This is a genomic window from Sutterella sp., from assembly GCF_030539355.1.
Lineage (GTDB): Bacteria > Pseudomonadota > Gammaproteobacteria > Burkholderiales > Burkholderiaceae_F > Sutterella.
In genome coordinates, this window is record NZ_JAUNSF010000004.1 from 44,719 (window position 1) to 62,012 (window position 17,294).

General features: G+C 68.1%; 17 protein-coding genes and 1 tRNA gene. 17 read left to right on the forward strand and 1 reads right to left on the reverse strand.

All coding sequences use genetic code 11. The features are described from left to right. Nucleotides 1-22: 22 nt before the first annotated feature. The 9 genes from Q4F91_RS01700 (at nt 23) to rapZ (ending at nt 7,450) form a co-directional block, all read left to right on the forward strand. Nucleotides 23-751 (forward strand): amino acid ABC transporter ATP-binding protein, encoded by a 729-nt coding sequence (locus tag Q4F91_RS01700; RefSeq protein WP_303334075.1) that lies wholly within the window; start codon nt 23-25, stop codon nt 749-751. Between the two features lie 179 nt (nt 752-930). Continuing rightward, the gene (locus Q4F91_RS01705) at nt 931-1,923 is read left to right on the forward strand and encodes an SIS domain-containing protein (protein WP_303334037.1); all 993 of its coding nucleotides are present in this window, start codon (nt 931-933) and stop codon (nt 1,921-1,923) included. Then, nucleotides 1,923-2,456 (forward strand): HAD family hydrolase, encoded by a 534-nt coding sequence (locus Q4F91_RS01710; RefSeq protein WP_303334038.1) that lies wholly within the window; start codon nt 1,923-1,925, stop codon nt 2,454-2,456. The genes Q4F91_RS01705 and Q4F91_RS01710 overlap by 1 nt, the downstream gene beginning before the upstream one ends. 6 nt (nt 2,457-2,462) lie before the next feature. Continuing rightward, entirely contained in the window at nt 2,463-3,110 is a 648-nt protein-coding gene (gene lptC, locus Q4F91_RS01715) for an LPS export ABC transporter periplasmic protein LptC (RefSeq protein WP_303334039.1), read from the forward strand. Then, a complete protein-coding gene (gene lptA / locus Q4F91_RS01720) occupies nt 3,107-3,700 on the forward strand; it encodes a lipopolysaccharide transport periplasmic protein LptA (protein WP_303334040.1) in 594 nt (197 codons plus the stop codon). The genes lptC and lptA overlap by 4 nt, the downstream gene beginning before the upstream one ends. A gap of 17 nt (nt 3,701-3,717) precedes the next feature. Continuing rightward, complete coding sequence (lptB, locus tag Q4F91_RS01725; RefSeq protein ID WP_303334041.1) at nt 3,718-4,497, forward strand: LPS export ABC transporter ATP-binding protein; 780 nt, start codon at nt 3,718-3,720, stop codon at nt 4,495-4,497. A 13-nt stretch (nt 4,498-4,510) separates the two neighbouring features. Further along, nucleotides 4,511-5,953, forward strand: coding sequence for an RNA polymerase factor sigma-54 (gene rpoN / locus Q4F91_RS01730; RefSeq protein WP_303334042.1), 1,443 nt, complete (start codon nt 4,511-4,513; stop codon nt 5,951-5,953). A gap of 9 nt (nt 5,954-5,962) precedes the next feature. Next, nucleotides 5,963-6,445 carry a PTS sugar transporter subunit IIA gene (locus Q4F91_RS01735; protein WP_303334043.1) on the forward strand — a complete coding sequence of 161 codons (483 nt, stop codon included), beginning with the start codon at nt 5,963-5,965 and terminating at the stop codon, nt 6,443-6,445. A 111-nt stretch (nt 6,446-6,556) separates the two neighbouring features. Next, a complete protein-coding gene (rapZ, locus tag Q4F91_RS01740; RefSeq protein ID WP_303334044.1) occupies nt 6,557-7,450 on the forward strand; it encodes an RNase adapter RapZ in 894 nt (297 codons plus the stop codon). Between the two features lie 6 nt (nt 7,451-7,456). On the opposite strand, the gene mutY is transcribed toward rapZ, so the two are convergent. Further along, the gene (mutY, locus tag Q4F91_RS01745; RefSeq protein WP_303334045.1) at nt 7,457-8,515 is read right to left on the reverse strand and encodes an A/G-specific adenine glycosylase; all 1,059 of its coding nucleotides are present in this window, start codon (nt 8,513-8,515) and stop codon (nt 7,457-7,459) included. A gap of 103 nt (nt 8,516-8,618) precedes the next feature. Between mutY and Q4F91_RS01750 the strand changes: the two genes are divergently transcribed. The 8 genes from Q4F91_RS01750 to Q4F91_RS01785 all read left to right on the forward strand — a co-directional run bounded on the left by Q4F91_RS01750 (nt 8,619) and on the right by Q4F91_RS01785 (nt 17,283). Next, nucleotides 8,619-10,037 (forward strand): HAMP domain-containing sensor histidine kinase, encoded by a 1,419-nt coding sequence (locus Q4F91_RS01750; RefSeq protein WP_303334046.1) that lies wholly within the window; start codon nt 8,619-8,621, stop codon nt 10,035-10,037. 89 nt (nt 10,038-10,126) lie between these two features. Beyond that, a complete protein-coding gene (locus Q4F91_RS01755; RefSeq protein WP_303334047.1) occupies nt 10,127-11,881 on the forward strand; it encodes a tetratricopeptide repeat protein in 1,755 nt (584 codons plus the stop codon). Further along, nucleotides 11,878-12,390 carry a lipoprotein insertase outer membrane protein LolB gene (locus tag Q4F91_RS01760; RefSeq protein WP_303334048.1) on the forward strand — a complete coding sequence of 171 codons (513 nt, stop codon included), beginning with the start codon at nt 11,878-11,880 and terminating at the stop codon, nt 12,388-12,390. Before Q4F91_RS01755 ends, Q4F91_RS01760 begins: the two co-directional genes overlap by 4 nt. Then, nucleotides 12,390-13,301 (forward strand): 4-(cytidine 5'-diphospho)-2-C-methyl-D-erythritol kinase, encoded by a 912-nt coding sequence (gene ispE, locus Q4F91_RS01765; protein WP_303334049.1) that lies wholly within the window; start codon nt 12,390-12,392, stop codon nt 13,299-13,301. Before Q4F91_RS01760 ends, ispE begins: the two co-directional genes overlap by 1 nt. After that, nucleotides 13,292-13,366 (forward strand) — tRNA-Gln (locus Q4F91_RS01770). Before ispE ends, Q4F91_RS01770 begins: the two co-directional genes overlap by 10 nt. A 115-nt stretch (nt 13,367-13,481) precedes the next feature. Continuing rightward, nucleotides 13,482-14,432 (forward strand): ribose-phosphate pyrophosphokinase, encoded by a 951-nt coding sequence (locus Q4F91_RS01775; RefSeq protein WP_303334050.1) that lies wholly within the window; start codon nt 13,482-13,484, stop codon nt 14,430-14,432. A 125-nt stretch (nt 14,433-14,557) separates the two neighbouring features. Continuing rightward, entirely contained in the window at nt 14,558-15,184 is a 627-nt protein-coding gene (locus Q4F91_RS01780; protein WP_303334051.1) for a 50S ribosomal protein L25/general stress protein Ctc, read from the forward strand. A 278-nt stretch (nt 15,185-15,462) separates the two neighbouring features. After that, nucleotides 15,463-17,283: a DEAD/DEAH box helicase gene (locus Q4F91_RS01785; protein WP_303334052.1), complete on the forward strand. Its 1,821-nt coding sequence runs from the start codon at nt 15,463-15,465 to the stop codon at nt 17,281-17,283. The last annotated feature ends 11 nt before the right edge of the window (nt 17,284-17,294 follow it).

The window sequence follows — 17,294 nt, forward strand, 5'->3', positions numbered from 1 at the left end:
TCGAAGGATTCTTCCCATGGCAATGATTGAAATCAAGAACATCAGCAAGTGGTACGGCAACTTTCAGGTGCTGAAGAACTGCTCCGTCACTGTTGAAAAGGGTCAGGTGGTCGTGGTCTGCGGCCCCTCGGGCTCCGGCAAGTCGACGCTCATCAAGACGGTCAACGCCCTCGAGCCCTTCCAGAAGGGCGACATCATCGTCGACGGCGTGCACGTGGGCGACCCGAAGACGAACCTCCCGAAGCTGCGCAGCCGCGTCGGCATGGTGTTCCAGCACTTCGAGCTCTTCCCGCACCTCTCGATCCGCGAGAACCTGATCCTCGCCCAGATGAAGGTGCTCGGCCGCTCCCGCGAGGAGTCGCTCACGCGCGGCCTGAAGCTCCTCGAGCGCGTCGGCCTGCTCGCCCACGCCGACAAGTATCCGGGCCAGCTCTCCGGCGGCCAGCAGCAGCGCGTCGCGATCGCCCGCGCCCTCGCGATGGATCCGATCTGCATGCTCTTCGACGAGCCGACCTCCGCGCTTGACCCCGAGATGATCAACGAGGTGCTCGACGTCATGGTGAGCCTCGCCAAGGAAGGCATGACCATGATGTGCGTCACGCACGAGATGGGCTTCGCCAAGAAGGTCGCCGACTACGTGATCTTCATGGACGCCGGCGAGATCATCGAGAACCTTCCGGCCGACGAGTTCTTCAGCAAGCCGCACAGCGAGCGCGCCCAGAAGTTCCTCTCGAAGATTCTCAACCACTGATCCCGCAGACGGAATTCCCGGGGAGCCCCGCCTCGGACGGCGCCCCGGATTCCCGGAACGCTCCGCGAGATATTTCCGCACCGCGCCCCGCCGCGCGGTGAGGAAGTATTGCGGAGCGTTTTTGCGTCCTGAGATTTCTTTAAAATGTAGGGTTGCCCATACATGCCGGAGAAAAATTGATGACCGACCCGCATTTTGACGCCGCCGCCGCGGTTGCCCTCGGACGTGACGTGCTCAGGCACGAAGCTGAATGCATCCTCGCCGCGGAGGAGCGCATCGGCGCGAGTCCCGACTTCGCCCGCGCCGTGGAGACGATCCTCGGCTGCCGCGGCCGCCTCGTCGTCTCCGGCGTCGGCAAGTCCGGCCACATCGGCCGCAAGCTCGCGGCGACCTTCGCGAGCACCGGCACCCCGGCCTTCTTCGTCCATGCGGGCGAGGCCGCGCACGGCGACCTCGGCATGGTCACCGCCGACGACATCGTCCTCGGCATCTCCTACTCGGGCGAGACGCAGGAGCTCCTGATGATCGTCCCGACCCTGAAGCGCGAGGGCGCCACGCTCATCGCCATGACCGGCAACCCCGCGAGCTCGCTCGCGCGCCACGCCGACATCCACATCAACTGCCACGTCGAGCGCGAGGCCTGCCCGCTCAACCTCGCCCCGACCTCGTCGACGACGCTCACGCTCGCGCTCGGCGACGCGCTCGCCGTCGCCTGCCTCTCGGCGAAGGGCTTCCGCAAGGAGGACTTCGCCCGCAGCCATCCGGGCGGCGCGCTCGGCCGCAGGCTCCTCATTCACGTGCGCGACATCATGCGCCAGGGCGACGCGGTGCCCCGCGTCACCGAGGACATCGCGCTCCTTGACGCGATCCGCGAGATCACCCACAAGCACATCGGCATGACCGCCGTCGTTGACGGCGCGGACCACGTGATCGGCATCTTCACCGAGGGCGACCTGCGCCGCCTCATCGCCCGCGTGGGCGACGTGCGCGAGATCCGCATCGGCGACGTGATGACCCGCAGTCCCCATACGATCGGCCCCGACGAGCTCGCCGCGGCCGCAGTGAAGGAGCTCGAGGCGCACCAGTGCAACCAGCTCCTCGTGACCGACCCCGACGGAACGCTCGTCGGCGCGCTTCACATGCATGACCTCATGGACGCCAAGGTGATCTGATGACCACACAGCTCGAACGTCTCCGCCGCATCCGCATCGTCGTCCTTGACGTGGACGGCGTCCTCACCGACGGCTCGCTCGTCTTCACGGGAGAGGGCGAGCTCGCCAAGACCTTCCACGTCCGCGACGGCCTCGGCATCAAGCTCCTGCAGGCCGCGGGAATCGAGGTCTGCATCCTCACGGGCCGCACCTCGTCGATCGTCGCCTACCGCGCCGACGAGCTCGGCATGACCCGCATCGAGCAGGGCAAGCTCAAAAAGCTCCCGACGCTGCGCAACATGCTCGAGAGCGCCGGCCTCACGCCCGAGGAATGCGCCTACATGGGCGACGACCTCCCGGACCTTCCCTGCCTGCGCACGGTCGGCTTCGCGGCCACGCCCGCCGACGGCAGCGCCGAGCTCGACCCGTACATTCACTGGCGTGCGCCGCACCCGGGCGGCCGCGGCGCCGTGCGGGACCTCGCCGAGCGCATCCTCCAGGCCCAGGGCCGCTGGGAGGAGCTCCTCGAGAAGCAGTTCCTCTCCCAGGAATAAGGCGCCATGGCTCACCGCAGACTGATCATCCGCGAGCGCATCACCGCCATCATCGGCTCGGTGATCCTCTTCGGCCTCGTGCTCCTCTCCTACTGGTACTCGATCCAGCAGGATCTCGCGGGGCTGCGCTACGTCCCGAGCGAGAACAGCCCGGACTTCATCGCCAATGACGTGACCCTCACCGACTTCGACCGGGAGGGCAAGCCCACCCGCCGGGCGCACGCCGCCAACCTCAAGCACTTCTCCGACGAGCGCATGCACGCCGACCAGGCGCGCTTCGTCTCGCTCGACCCGGACCAGGCGCCCGCCGTCGCGGTCGCCGACGAGGTCTGGAGCAACGACGGCATGGAGACCGTCGAGCTCTCCGGCAACGTTGACGTCACGCGCGCCGCCTTCGAGGGCGAGCCGGACCTCAACTTCCGTTCTGAATATGTAAAGGGCTGGATCGATCTCGGCCGCTTCGAGACGGACCGCCCGGTTTTCCTGCGCCGCGGCACGGACACCACCGAGGCCGAGGGGGGCATGATGTACGATAATGTGGCCCGCACCGTCGAACTGCGCTCGCAGGTGCACAGCGTGCTGCATGCGGAGAACTTCCAGACCCCCGGGCAGCCGTCGACAGGCACCACCTCCGAGGGAGAACAAGAACAATGAAGAAACTTCTCATCGCCGCGATCGCCGGCGCCCTTGCCCTTGACGCCTGGGCGCTCAGCACCGACCGCGAACAGCCCATTGAGGTTCATGCCGACCAGTTCAACGGCGACGAAGTGAACCAGACGGCCGTCTACAGCGGCTCGGTCGTCGTCGACCAGGGCTCGATGCGCCTGAACGGCGCCCGCCTTGAACTGCGCATCACGCCGAAGGGCTACCGCAGCATCACGCTCACCGGTGCGCCGGCGCGTTTCCGCCAGCAGCGCGATCCCGCCGAGAAGAACCCCGTCGACGAGTGGATGCACGCCCAGGCGGCCACGATCGTCTACGACGAGGAGCATGACACCATCACGCTCACCGGCGCGGCGAGGCTGTCGCGCACCGAGAACGGCAAGGAAATGGACACGACCGAGGGCGAGCGCATCGTCTACGACATGCGCTATGCGCGCTCCGTCGTCGAGGGCGGCGTCTCGCAGCAGGGCCAGAAGCAGCGCGTGACCACGATCATCGCGCCGCGCCCGCAGTCGGGTGAAAACTCCGGTCAGCGCTCCGGCACGACCCTCTCGCCCGCCGGCCGTCTCTCGAACCACTGAAGAATTTAGTTTCAAGCATGGATCAAGCTCAAATCGTCCGCCGTGATGACTCACTTGAGCACACGCTCACCGCACGCGGCCTCAAGAAGAACTACGGCTCCCGACAGGTCGTCAAGGGCGTGGATCTCTCCGTGAAGTCCGGCGAGGTCGTGGGTCTGCTCGGGCCGAACGGCGCGGGCAAGACGACGACCTTCTACATGGTCGTGGGCCTCGTCGTCGCCGACGGCGGCTCGATCGAGCTTGACGGCAAGTCGATCATCCACCAGCCGATCTACAAGCGCGCCCGCATGGGTCTCTCCTACCTCCCGCAGGAGGCGAGCGTCTTCCGCAAGCTCACGGTCGAGGAGAACATCCGCGCGATCCTGCAGATGCAGGTCAACGAGAACGGCAAGCGCCTCTCGACTGCGGAGGAGAACTCCCGCCTCGAGACGCTCCTCGACGAGCTTCAGATCAAGCACCTGAGGACGAACGCCGCCCTCTCGCTCTCGGGCGGCGAGCGCCGCCGCACGGAGATCGCCCGCGCGCTCGCGGCCAATCCGCGCTTCATCCTGCTCGACGAGCCCTTCGCCGGCGTCGACCCGATCGCCGTCATCGAAATCCAGCGCATCGTGCGCTTCCTGCGTGACCGCAACATCGGCGTGCTCATCACGGACCACAACGTCCGCGAGACGCTCGCGATCTGCGACCACGCTTACATCATCAACGAGGGACGGGTTCTCGCCTCCGGCAACCCGCAGGACATCATCACGAACCCCGACGTGCGCGCCTTCTACCTCGGCGACAACTTCAGCATGTAGGAGTTTCCCCCCGATGCCATCGCTCTCCGTCGGCTCCGCACAGGTCCTTCAGCAGCAGCAGACAATCGCCCCGCAGCAGCAGTACGCACTGAGAATCCTGCGCATGAGCGCGCAGGAGCTGCTCGACGAGGCCGAGCTCACCGCCGAGGAAAATCCGCTCCTCGAGACCGAGCCCGCGCCCGAGCAGGACGCCCCGGGCGCCGAGCCCGCGCTTCATGAGGAGGCCGAGACCGTCCGCGCCGAGGACCAGGACCACCTCCCCGAGGACCACGGCCCGCTCGAGAACGTCTACACGAGCTGGACCGGATCGGGCAGCGCCGACGGCGACGAGACCCCCGCGGTCGAGCGCGTCGCCGCAGCCCCGACGCTGCGCGAGTCGCTTCTCGCCGAGCTCGGCTCCCTCGAGACCCGCCCCGTCATCCGCGAGCTCGTCACCTGCCTCATCGAGGAGCTCGATGACTCGGGCTATCTCCCGGGCTCGATCGCCGAGGTGGCCGAGAGTCTCTCCTCGATCGTCACCGCGTCCGACGCCGACTGGGCTGAGGCGCTCGCGCTCCTGCAGACCTTCGATCCGCCGGGCGTCGGCGCCACCTCGCCCGCCGAGGGACTGGCGCTCCAGGCGCGCCGGCGCGTCGCCGACGGCACGGCCGACGCCGCGACCGCGGAGCTCCTCGTCGAACTCCTCACGAATCACCTCAAGCAGATCGCCTCGGGCGACCGCAAGTCGCTGCTCGCCGCCGCGCGCGGAGACGAGAAGCGCCTTGACGCCGCCCTCGCGATGCTCAGGACCCTCAACCCGCACCCGGCCTCGAACTATTCCTCCGAGGTGACGCAGTACATCGTCGCCGACATCATCGTGCGCGAGCGCGAGGGCGTCTGGACGGCGGAGCTCAATCCCTCGGCCCAGCCGGGCCTGAGGCTCTCCTCGGTCGCGCAGGGCATGGCTGTCGACGAGTCCACGCCCTTCGGGCGCTACCTCGCCGAGGCGAAGCGCCTCATCTCCGGCATCGAGGCGCGCCGCACGACGCTGCTGCGCACGGCGGAGTTCGCCGTCGCCCGCCAGCAGGAATTCTTCACGAAGGGCCGCGCCGCGCTCATCCCCCTCACGATCGGCGAGGCCGCCGGCAACCTCGGGCTCTCCGACTCGACGGTGAGCCGCGCCGTCTCAGGGAAATACTTCCAGTGCCCGTCGGGCACCTTTGAGCTCCGCAGCCTCTTCCTGCTGCCCAGCGTGCAGGCCACCGACGCCGAGGGCATGAGCGCGCTCGTCACCCCGGCCCGCATCCGCGCCCGCATCGCCGAACTGATCGCCGCCGAGTCCCCCGACCACAGGCTCTCCGACCAGGCGATCACCGACCGTCTGCGCGACGAGGGCTTTGACATCATGCGCCGCACCGTGGCGAAGTACCGCGACCTCGAGGGCATCCCCTCGGCAAGACTGCGCGGCGGCCGCTGAGACCACCTCATGAATCTTCTCTCACCCTTCCTCAATCTGCATTCCGTGCGGATTGACCTCGACATCGCGAGCCAGAAGCGCCTCTTCGAGGAGGCGGCGCTCGCCTTCGAGCGCACCGCCGGCATCCCGCACGACGAGGCCTTCGCGGCGCTCTCCGAGCGCGAGCGCATCGGCAGCACCGCGCTCGGCCACGGCACGGCCGTGCCGCACGGTCGGCTCGCGTCGCTCGAGGCTCCCGAGGTGGTGTTCCTGCGCACCGTGAAGCCTCTCAAGGTTCCCTCCCCGGACCGCTCGGGCGCGCAGCTCTTCATCGCGATCCTCGTGCCGGAGTCGAACCCCGAGGCGCACCTCGGACTCCTGAGGGAGGTGGCCGCGCTCTTCTCCGACGATGCCGTGAGAGCGAAGCTTCTCGCCGCGAAGGATCCGGTCGAGCTCTGCGACATCATTGCGGCGTGGGTGCCTCCCGCCGGCCTGCACCCGGCCGCGGACTGACACTCCGTCACCGTTTTTCGGCCGGTGGCTTAAGCCACCCCGGGCATGATTCCTGCTAAAACTGAGTCCTGTTGAATCTCCCTCTCAGACTCCCCGAAGCAGGAGCACACCATGCAGCTCATCATCGTCACAGGACTCTCCGGCGGCGGCAAGTCCATCGCCATCCGCCAGCTTGAGGACAGCGGTTACTACTGCATCGACAACCTTCCCGCGGAATTCCTCGTCCCCGTTGCCGAAAGCCTGGAGAAGACCGGCGTGAATACGGCCGCCGTCGCCATTGACGCGCGCTCCCTCGTGCTCTTCAAGTCCTCCGTGACCGAGACGCTCGACGCGCTCCGCGCGCGAGGCGTCGACGCGCGCGTGCTCTTCCTCACGGCCTCGAACACGGAGCTCGTGAAGCGCTTCTCCGAGACGCGCCGCCGCCACCCGCTCTCTGCCCTGGCCGAGAAGGACGATCAGGAGCTCACCATCGACGACGCCATCGCCCATGAGCGCTCGATTCTCGAGCCGCTCGCGCAGGTCTCGCACGTGATGGACACGACGAGGCTGCTGCCGAGCCAGCTGCGCCGCTGGGTGCAGCAGTTCGCGGGCGAGCCCGAGGCGAAGCTCACGCTCACCTTCGAGTCCTTCGGCTTCAAGCGGGGCCTGCCCTTCGCGAGCGACCTCGTCTTTGACGTGCGCTGTCTGCCGAACCCCTACTACTACCCCGAGATGCGCCACCTGACGGGCCTCGACCAGCCCGTGGCGGACTACCTCGCCGGGCAGCCGCTCGTGACCGAGATGGTCAACGACATCATCGCCTTCGTCGAGAAATGGCTCCCCCGCTACACCGCGCAGAACCGCCACTACCTCACGGTCTGCATCGGCTGCACGGGCGGCCAGCACCGCTCGGTGTACGTGGCCGAGCAGCTCGCGAAGCACTTCGCCTCCCGCTCGGGAACGATCGTGCGTCACCGCGCGCTCGAGTCGGTGACGCCCGCCGAAGGGAAGATCCAGACGGTCTGACGCGCTTCAGTCCTCCCCGTCGAGCGCCTTCATCACGAGGCGCCTGACGGGCGTGGGCATTCCCGGCCAGGCGGCCGGGTCCCGCGGGAAGGCCGTGAATCCCTTTAGGGAGAGGTCCCCTGAATCGCACTCGAGCACCGCGGCCTCGATGAAGAGCCGCTGGTGCGTGAGCTCGCGCTTCATCGTGCCGAGGCTTCTCGCGCGCCAGCTGCCGTCGAGCCCGAAGTCCGCGGCCGAGAGGCCGAAGTTCACCTCCGAGAGCGGCGTCTCCCTCACCACCGGGACCCAGAGTCCCTGCCAGATCGTGTCCGTGCCGCGCGTGAGCCAGACGCCCGCGCGGCTCACCGGCACCCCGACCAGAAGCCGCCGCTCGGTCTTCACGAGCGGGCGCTTGGGCTGCGGGAAGGCCTCCGGCGTGCCGAGCACCCGTGCGCGGCAGAAGTCGCGGACCGGGCATTCCCCGCAGGCGGGGGATTTCTTGCGGCAGACGAGGCTCCCGAGGTCCATCAGGCCCTGCGTGTAGGCGGCGATGTCTGCGGAGCCGGGAAGCGCGGCGCGCGCCGCGGCTCCGACCGCCGCCTCGAAGTCCTTTTCGCCGACGCGCCCCCGGATTGCATGAATGCGCGCGAGCACGCGCTTCACGTTGCCGTCGACCATGGGCGAGACGGCCTCGCCCGTCGTGAAGGCCGCGACCGCGGCGGCCGTCGACGGACCGACGCCGGGAAGAGTCTCGAGGCCCTCCGCCGTGCCCGGGAACCTGCCCCCGTGGAGGTGCACCACGTCCTGAGCCGCGCGCTGCAGGTTCCGCGCACGGGCGTAGTAGCCGAGGCCCGCCCAGTGCCGCATCAGATCGTCCTCGGGGGCGTCGGCGAGCGCCTCCACCGTCGGAAAACGCTCGAGGAACCTGAGGTAGTACGGGATCACCGTCTCGACCTGGGTCTGCTGAAGCATCACCTCGGAGACAAGCCGCTCGTACGGGGTCGAATAGGCCTGCCAGGGCAGGTCCCTGCGACCGTTCTCACGCTGCCAGGCGGCGAGCGTCCTCGCGAAGTCTGAATTGCTCATGGTCCGTAAATGAGAAGTATTCGTGCAATACTTTGGGGTCCGCCGGTTTTCCTCCCGGCCGCTTGAGGGAAGCATAGCCTCTCCGGACGGCCGCCCCGCATCCATGTTGCTCCAGCACCCCCGCCACAACAGCATCTTCTGGCGCCTCTTCGCAGGCTTTCTCATCGTCGTCGCCGTCACCGCCGCGATCTCGATCTTCACGGCGTACCTGCGCCAGATCGAGGAGTCCCGCCCCGGGCAGATCGACGGCCGCATCGGCGGACGCAAGTCGGTCTTCGCGGCGCTCACGGTCTACAAGTACGCCGGCCGCGAAAAGCTCGTCGAGTGGCTGCTCGCGCCCGACAACTCCCGCCCGACGGTCTTCATCATCAACGAGAAGGGCGAGGACATCTCGGGCCGCGAGGTTCCGCTGCTCGCGCTCGACAATCTCGCCACGGCCGACCTCGATGAGATCAACAGCACGGCGTTCCTCGCCTATTACCCGCTCAGTTCCATTGAGAAGGTGACGATCGACGGCGAGGAGTGGACCGCCTTCGCCTCCATGCTCTCCGTGCCGGAGGACCTGACGGTCAATCCCCTTGAGGACAAGCGCCGGACGATCATCACCGTCGTCGCCGCGATCCTCATCTCACTGCTCGGCTCGGCCGTTCTCGCCTTCTTCTACACGCGCCCCCTGAGGCAGCTCGACGCGGGCATGCGGGAGTTCGCGCGCGGACGCTTTGACATCCGGCTTGCGAATCAGATCTCGCACTCGGGCGCCGAGATCCGGCTCCTCGCGGAGGTCTTCGACCGCATGGCCGAGCAGATCGAGAAACTCGTCACGCGCCAGCAGAGGCTCTTTCACGACGTGAGCCATGAGCTCAGAAGCCCGCTCGCGCGCATCGAGCTCGCCGCCGACCTCGCGCGGCGCGATCCCGCCCGCGCGGAGCACTTCCTCGGACGCATCGAGAAGGAGGTGAAGGCGATGGACTCGCTCGTCGGGAACCTCCTCAAGCTCGCCCGCTTCGAGCGGGGCATCTGGCTCGCGCGCGCACCGCATGCACTGCGCCGGCTCGCCGCGGAGGCCGTCGAGAACGCGCAGTTCGAGGCGCACCGCAAGCAGATCTCCGTGACGCTCGAGGACCAAACCGACGGCGACGGCCCCGTGCTCTCCCTCAACGCGGAGTCGATCGGCGCAGCGATGCAGAACCTGCTGCGCAACAGCATCCGCGTGAGCGACGAGGGCACTCACGTGAAGCTCATCGTCGAGCGTACCGACTTCTCCTGGCGCCTCAGAGTGCGCGACGAGGGACCGGGCATCCCGCCCGGAGAGATAGACCGTCTCTTCGACCCCTTCTTCCGCGGCGAGGGCGAGATGACGGGAACGGGCTTCGGGCTCGGCCTCACGATCGCGAAGAACGCCGTCACGACGCACTCGGGGAGCATCCGCGCGAGGAACCTCGAACCCCACGGCGTCGAGGTGATCATCGATCTGCCCCTTGAACTTGAGATACATCCTGAAAAAGGCGACTCGGACAAGTGACGGCGGCGCGCCGATAAAATGACGGGACCTATGCTTCCGGAAGGGACCCCTCCCGCCGGAGGAGCCTGAAGTCATTGAGGACCCGCATCATGCCGAAAGGCAAGCTCATACTCGCCACACTTCCGCTGCTGCTCACCGCGGCCCTGGCCTCCGCGCATCCGGCCATGTCCCACGTCGACCGCACGCTCTTCGAGCTCATCGCGGCCGGCATCGCCGAGCACCGCGGCGACACGGAGTTCGCCTACGCCGCCAGAATGGACGCGGCCGAGAAGACCAGCAACGCCGACATCGCGCGCGAGGCCTGGGAAGCGGGCGTCAAGTCACACGACCCCGAGCGTGCGCTCGATGCGGCGAAGCTCTGGCTCAGACTTGACCCGAAGGCGGAGAGCGCGCACCACACGCTTCTCGCCGACGCCGTCGAGCGCGGCGACGCGAAGGCGATCCGCGAGGCGATCTCCCGCATGGAGAAGGCGCTCGCCCCGGGCGAGAAGAACCCCGGCGACTGGTTGGACGGCCTGCTCGGCATGATCGTCAAGTCGCAGAAGCCGGGCGACGGCCTCAGGGGCTTCATGGAGACGGTCTCGCCCTACGTTGACAAGTACGCCGCCCGCTCCGACATCCAGATCGGCTACGCGCAGCTCCTCGGCCGCACGGGCTCGGGCCCCGAGGCCTGCAGGCGCGCCGTGGACGCGCAGAAGCGCGCGGCCGACGACCGCGATCTCCTCGGGCGCGCCGCCGACGTCTGCTGGCCCGTGAACCAGGCCGCGAGCCGCGACATGGTGAACGACTACCTCGCCCGCCACAAGGACGACCCGTACGCGCTCCTCATCAGCGCCCGCATCGAGTTCCGTCTCGGCCGCCGGGAGGCGGCGCTTGACGCGATCGACCGCGCGATGAAGAGCAAGATCGAGGACAACCGCATTCCCTACAACGCCGGCCAGATCGCCTCGGACATCGGCGACCCCGTGCGCACGGAGAAGTTCTACCTGCGCTACGTCGAGATGCTCCGCGAGGAGAGCCCCGACATCAATCTCACGCACCTCGACGTGTGGATGCGCATGGGCACCGCCGCGCTCATGACGGGAGCGCCCGAGCGAGCCGTGAAGTATTTCTCTGAATTGAAGCGCGGCCCCTTCGCCGCGCAGGCCCGCATCCGCGAGGCCTTCGCGCTCACGGACCTCAAGCGCCCCGACGAGGCGCTCAAGGTGCTCCGGGAGGGCCGCGAGGCGCAGCCGCTCGACGCCCCCGGTCTCTACACCGCGGAGGCGAAGCTCCTCCTCGAGCTCGGCCGCGGCGACGAGGCGCTCCGCGTGGTGAGCGAAGCCACGAAGGCGCACCCGAGCGAGCCGGAGGTCCTCTACGAGGGCGCGATGATCGAGGAGCACCTCGGGAAGACCGAGGACGCCGAAAAGCACCTGCAGGCCCTGATCACCGTGAGCCCCAACCATGTCGAGGGCCTCAACGCGCTCGGTTACCTGTGGGCGGACAAGAACAAGAACCTCAAGGAGGCCCGCGAGCTGCTCGAGCGCGCCTACAAGGCCGAGCCGATCAATCCCTTCATCCTCGACTCGATGGGGTGGCTCTGCTGGCGCGAGGGCCGTCCGAGGGCGGCCGCCGAATTCGTGAACGCCTCCATCCACCGCCTGTGGGACTCGGAGGTCGCCGCGCACCTGATTGAGATCCTCGCCTCGAGCGGCCGCTCGTCCGAGGCCGTGCCGACGCTCAATGAACTCGTCAGGCGAGGTGACACGGACCTTGCCCGCGAGCTCGCCGAGCGCTTCGGGCTGCCGCTGCCTGCCGAAGCTCAGCAGACGAAGGCGCCCGCCGCAGGAGCGAAGAAATGACCGCCCGCAGGGGGCTCCTCTGCGGCGCCGCCGCGCTCGCGGCGCTCCTCGCCACGGGCTGCGCCGTCACGCCGCCCGAAAGCCGCCGCTGGCAGGGGCGCTTCGCGCTGCGCGCGCCGGACGGCCGGGGCGGCACCGAGGCGGTCTCGGGGCGCTTTGTGCTCCTTGACGCCCCGGGCTTGCTGAGGCTCGACCTTCTCACACCGCTCTCGGGCATCCTAGCCCGCATCGAGGAGACGCCCTCGGGCGCGAGCTTCACGAGGAGCCTCGAGGAGGAGCCCGAGCGGGCTCCGGACCTCGACACGCTCCTCACGGGGCTTCTCGGCTTCACGCTTCCCGTGCGCGAGCTCCGCGCGCTCCTCGCCTCGGGCGCCGCCGCGCCCGCCGACGCGAGCTCGGGCGACTGGCGCTGCCGCGTCCTCGCGCGCCGCGAGGACGGCACGCCCCGCCGCATGAGAATCGAGCGCGGCGACATCATCGTGACCCTGGTCCTTGAGGAGGACGCCTGATGCCTCAGAAGACGCCGCGGATGCTGATTGGGCTGCCCGCCCCCGCGAAGCTCAACCTCTTCCTCCACGTGATCGGCAGGCGCGGCGACGGCAAGCACCTGCTCGAATCGGTCTTCATTCACATCGACCTCTCGGACACGATCGACCTCACGGAGCGCACGGACGGGCGGATCGTCCGCACGGGCGACGTCGAGGGCCCCGCGGAGGGCGACCTCTGCGTGCGCGCGGCGCTCGCTCTGAGAGCCGCCGCCGGGAGGCCTGAGCTCGGCGCGGAGATCCGCGTCGAGAAGCGCATTCCCGCGGGCGCCGGCATGGGCGGCGGGAGCTCGGACTGCGCGACGACGCTCATCGGTCTCAACCGCCTCTGGGGGCTTGACCTCACGCGCGGCGAGCTCGAGCGGATCGGCGTCACGCTCGGCGCCGACGTCCCCTTCTTCGTGCGGGGCGAAAACGCCTTCGTCGAGGGCATCGGGGAGCGCCTCTCCGGCATTGACGTCCCCCCTGCCGAATACGGTGTGATCTGGCCCGGACGCGGTGTTTCCACTGCGAAAATTTTCGCCGCGCCTTCCTTGACAAGGGATAGTGAATCTCAGAGAATAGCCGTCTTTTCCGACTTCCTCCGGACCCGCTGGCCGGAGCTCCCCGGGCGCAATGATCTTGAGAGAACTGCGTGCGAGCTTGAGCCCGCAATTCCCGAGGCGCTCGATGTGCTCAGGTCCTGTGGCACAGTGCCCCGCATGACGGGTTCCGGAAGCGCCGTCTTTGCGGTGCTTTCGAGCAACGCAAAGACGGCGCTCGGTGAGCGGTCTCTGCCCGAGGGCTGGCGCCGCTTCATTGTGCAGGGTCTGCCCGGACATCCTCTGCGGGCGTGGACGCGGGAGGACGGAGAAGGAACCCCTCCTGGGGTGTAGCCAAGTGGTAAGGCAACGGATTTTGATTCCGTCTACCGAAGGTTCGAATCCTTCCACCCCAGCCAGATTCAGCGGCGGACGCATCAAACGCGATACCATTCGTCTGTTGTGAATCCCTCTGGCGCGCAAACCCCTCGCCAGCCCAATCAAACCTCAGTGAGAGCAGAAATCATGGTCCCCATGGTGCCGGAAAGCATGATGGTCTTCGCGGGCAACGCCAATCCCAAGCTTGCCCAGGCCGTTACGGAATATCTCCACATCCCTCTCGGCCGCGCCTCCGTGGCCCGCTTCAGCGATGGAGAGGTCAACGTTCAGCTGCTGGACAACGTCCGCGGCAAGGACGTGTTCGTGCTTCAGAGCACCTGCGCGCCGACGAATGACAACCTGATGGAGCTCCTGATCATGGTGGACGCGCTCAAGCGCTCGTCCGCCCGCCGCATCACGGCCGCCATCCCCTACTACGGCTATGCCCGTCAGGACCGTCGTCCGCGTTCCGTGCGCGTCGCCATCTCCGCGAAGGTCGTCGCCAACATGCTCCAGTCCGTCGGCGTTGACCACGTCCTCACGATGGACCTGCACGCTGACCAGATCCAGGGCTTCTTCGACATCCCGGTCGACAACATCTATGCGACCCCGGTGCTGCTCTCCGACCTGCAGTCGCGCCACTACGAGAACCCGATCGTCGTCTCGCCCGACGTGGGCGGCGTCGTCCGCGCCCGCGCCATGGCCAAGGCGATCGAGAGCGATCTCGCCATCATCGACAAGCGCCGTCCGCGCGCCAACGTCGCCGAGATCATGAACATCATCGGTGACATCCAGGGCCGCACCTGCATCATCACCGACGACATCGTCGACACGGCCGGCACGCTCTGCAACGCCGCCGGCGCGCTCAAGGAGCGCGGTGCCCTCGGCGTGGTCGCCTACATCACTCACCCGGTGCTCTCGGGCGCCGCCGTTGAGCGCATCTCCAATTCCGCTCTGGACGAGCTCGTCGTGACGGACACGATTCCGCTCTCGCCGGCCGCCCAGGCCTGCCCGAAGATCCGCCAGGTCTCCTGCGCCGCGATCATCGGTGAAACCCTCTCGCGCATCGCGCGCGAAGCCTCTGTGAGCAGCCTGTTCACGGAGTAATGCGTCCCCGGTTCCCGGGAGGTGCCGCCCATGAGGCGGGCGTTGGTCGCGATGCCCGCCCTGACGAACCTTGAAGGAATCGGACGTTTTTTTCTTTATCTACACACTCTTCTTAGGAGTATCAAATGAAAGTCATCGCCACCACGCGCAAGGCGCAAGGTACGGGTGCGAGCCGCCGTCTGCGTCGTGCGGACAAGCTGCCGGGCATTCTCTACGGCGGCTCTGAGCCCGCTGCGCCGATCGAGCTCGAACACAACCCGATCTTCTTTGCGCTTCGCAAGGAAAAGTTCCACGCCTCGATCCTGACGATGGAGCTCGACGGTGTCGAGCAGCTCGTCATTCTGCGTGACTTCCAGATGCACCCCTACAAGCCGCAGGTGCTCCACATCGACTTCCAGCGCATCAACCCGAACGAGGAAGTGACGATGCGCGTGCCGCTGCACTTCCACGGCGAGGAAGTCTCCCCGGCCGTCAAGATCTCCAAGTGCATCATCTCGCACACGGTCTCCTACGTCGAAGTGGCCTGCCTGCCGCGCGATCTGCCCGAGTTCATCGACGTCGATCTCTCGACGATCGAGGAAGGCCAGACGCTCCACTCCTCCGCTCTCCCGGTCCCGGCCGGCGTCCGTGTCGTCACCGACTCCGTGGTCGCCTCCGTCATCACCCCGGTTGAGGAAGAGATCATTGGCGCTCCCGCCGCCGAGGGTGCTGAGGCTGCCGCCGCCCCGGCCGCTGCCGCTGAGGCGAAGTAATTCCTCCGCCAGGACGCCCGAAGGCCCGACGGGTCGGAAGGCGTCCCACCGAGGGGCCCGCACGGCACTCCGCCGCGGCGGGCCTTTCGCATTTTTTGGAAGCCGCCCGTCCCTGAGGACCCGGGCTTCCACGAAGAGGGCGCCCCGACCGCCCCTCACCCGTTTTTTCACGCGCCGCACATCTCAAGAAGCCTCATTCCCCGGCAGGGGACCTGATCGCGCGAGGCCACAGGTAAGCAGCGCCCGCATCAGGATCCAATTTTTCCGGAAACACCAGCATGGCAACCTTCTCCGAACTCGGTCTCTCCGAGCAGCTCGTCACGTCGCTCTCCGCCCTCGGCTTTGAGGAACCCACTCCCATTCAGGAGGCCGCGATCCCCGCGATCCTCTCCGGGAAGGATGTGCTCGGCCAGGCGGCGACCGGCACGGGCAAGACCGCGGCGTTCGCGCTCCCGCTGATCGAGCGCCACGCGCTCGGCACCGAGCCCGGCGAACCGGTCATCCTCGTCCTCACCCCGACCCGCGAGCTCTGCCTGCAGGTCTCGGAGAGCTTCCACAGCTACGGCCGCGACGCCGGCCTCGTCGTCACCCCGATCTACGGCGGCCAGGAGTACGGCCGTCAGATCCGCGCGCTGAAGCGCGGCACCCACGTGATCGTCGCCACCCCGGGCCGTGCGCTCGACCACATCAGCCGCGGGACGCTGCACCTCGAGTCGATCAAGGCCGTCGTCCTCGACGAGGCCGACGAGATGCTCGACCTCGGCTTCGCCGACGAGCTCGACGCGATCTTCGAGGCGCTTCCCGGCCACGTCCAGACGGCGCTCTTCTCCGCGACGCTCCCGCCGCGGATCGCCAAGATCGCCGACGAGCACCTCGTCGACCCCGAGCACATCTCGATCGCCCGCGAGGAGACGCCCGAGGGCGAGACCCCGCGCGTGCCGCAGATCGCCTACGTCGTGCCGCGCAACTACCGCACGGCCGCGCTCGGCCGCATCCTCGACCTCGAGGACCCGGAGCTCGCGATCATCTTCGCGCGCACCCGCAACGAGGTCGACGAGCTCACCGAGGCCCTGCGCATCCGCGGCTACGCCGTCGAGGCGCTCCACGGCGGCCTTGACCAGCCCACCCGCGACCGCGTGATGCGCCGCGCCCGCGCGAGCGCGCTCGACGCGATCGTCGCCACCGACGTCGCCGCCCGCGGCATCGACCTCGAAAACCTCACCCACGTCATCAACTTCGGCATCCCGGCCTCGTTCGAGACCTACGTCCACCGCATCGGCCGCACGGGCCGCGCCGGCCGCACCGGCACGGCGATCACGCTCCTCGAGCCGCGCGAGCACAGGCAGCTCCGAGCGCTCGAGCGCTTCACCCGCTCGACGATCGAGATGCGCACCGTCCCGTCGGCGACCGACGTGCAGGCCAAGCGCATGGAAGTGATCCGCGGCGCCCTCGGCGAACTCCTCGCCGCGGGTGACCTCGACCGCTACCGCGTCGTCGTCGAGTCGCTCTGCGAGGAGCACGACCCGATGGACGTGGCCGCCGCCGCGGTCCGCTTCGCGCTCGAGAGCGAGGGCGGCGCCGAGGACAACGAGGAGATCCCGGCCTTCGCCGCCCGCGAGCGCCGTGAGCGCAGGGATGACCGCGCGCCGCGCGGCGAACGCGGCGAGCGAGGCGAGCGCCCCCGCCGCCGCGAGCTCGGCACGCCCGAGCCCGGCATGACCCGCCTCTTCATCGGCGCGGGCCGCATGTCCGGCATCCGCCCGGGCGACATCGTCGGCGCCATCGCCAACGAGGCGAACGTGAGCTCGCGCTCGATCGGCGCGATCGAGATCACCGAGCGCTTCACGCTCGCCGACGTCGAGTCCGAAATCGCCGACCAGGTGATCGACGCGCTCCAGGGCGTTCGCTTCAAGGGTCGCACGGTCACCGTGCGTCTCGACAACGGCGGCCGCCAGGACCGCGAGCCGCGCGAGTTCCGCGAGGACCGCGGCGACTCCGGCTGGCGCCGCCCCCGCGACGACTGGCGCGATGACCGCAGGGAGGGCGGCCGTTTCGACCGCTTCGAGCGCGATGAGCGCAGCCGCGGTCCCCGCCGCTGATTTCCTCCTCT

Coding starts and splice junctions, on each gene's coding strand:
- Q4F91_RS01710 (WP_303334038.1), top strand. CDS start 1,923: ATGACCACACAGCTCGAACGTCTCCGCCGCATCCGCATCGTCGTCCTT.
- Q4F91_RS01735 (WP_303334043.1), top strand. CDS start 5,963: ATGAATCTTCTCTCACCCTTCCTCAATCTGCATTCCGTGCGGATTGAC.
- Q4F91_RS01755 (WP_303334047.1), top strand. CDS start 10,127: ATGCCGAAAGGCAAGCTCATACTCGCCACACTTCCGCTGCTGCTCACC.
- lptA (WP_303334040.1), top strand. CDS start 3,107: ATGAAGAAACTTCTCATCGCCGCGATCGCCGGCGCCCTTGCCCTTGAC.
- ispE (WP_303334049.1), top strand. CDS start 12,390: ATGCCTCAGAAGACGCCGCGGATGCTGATTGGGCTGCCCGCCCCCGCG.
- Q4F91_RS01785 (WP_303334052.1), top strand. CDS start 15,463: ATGGCAACCTTCTCCGAACTCGGTCTCTCCGAGCAGCTCGTCACGTCG.
- Q4F91_RS01780 (WP_303334051.1), top strand. CDS start 14,558: ATGAAAGTCATCGCCACCACGCGCAAGGCGCAAGGTACGGGTGCGAGC.
- rapZ (WP_303334044.1), top strand. CDS start 6,557: ATGCAGCTCATCATCGTCACAGGACTCTCCGGCGGCGGCAAGTCCATC.
- rpoN (WP_303334042.1), top strand. CDS start 4,511: ATGCCATCGCTCTCCGTCGGCTCCGCACAGGTCCTTCAGCAGCAGCAG.
- Q4F91_RS01700 (WP_303334075.1), top strand. CDS start 23: ATGATTGAAATCAAGAACATCAGCAAGTGGTACGGCAACTTTCAGGTG.
- Q4F91_RS01760 (WP_303334048.1), top strand. CDS start 11,878: ATGACCGCCCGCAGGGGGCTCCTCTGCGGCGCCGCCGCGCTCGCGGCG.
- mutY (WP_303334045.1), bottom strand. CDS start 8,515: ATGAGCAATTCAGACTTCGCGAGGACGCTCGCCGCCTGGCAGCGTGAG.
- Q4F91_RS01705 (WP_303334037.1), top strand. CDS start 931: ATGACCGACCCGCATTTTGACGCCGCCGCCGCGGTTGCCCTCGGACGT.
- Q4F91_RS01750 (WP_303334046.1), top strand. CDS start 8,619: ATGTTGCTCCAGCACCCCCGCCACAACAGCATCTTCTGGCGCCTCTTC.
- Q4F91_RS01775 (WP_303334050.1), top strand. CDS start 13,482: ATGGTGCCGGAAAGCATGATGGTCTTCGCGGGCAACGCCAATCCCAAG.
- lptB (WP_303334041.1), top strand. CDS start 3,718: ATGGATCAAGCTCAAATCGTCCGCCGTGATGACTCACTTGAGCACACG.
- lptC (WP_303334039.1), top strand. CDS start 2,463: ATGGCTCACCGCAGACTGATCATCCGCGAGCGCATCACCGCCATCATC.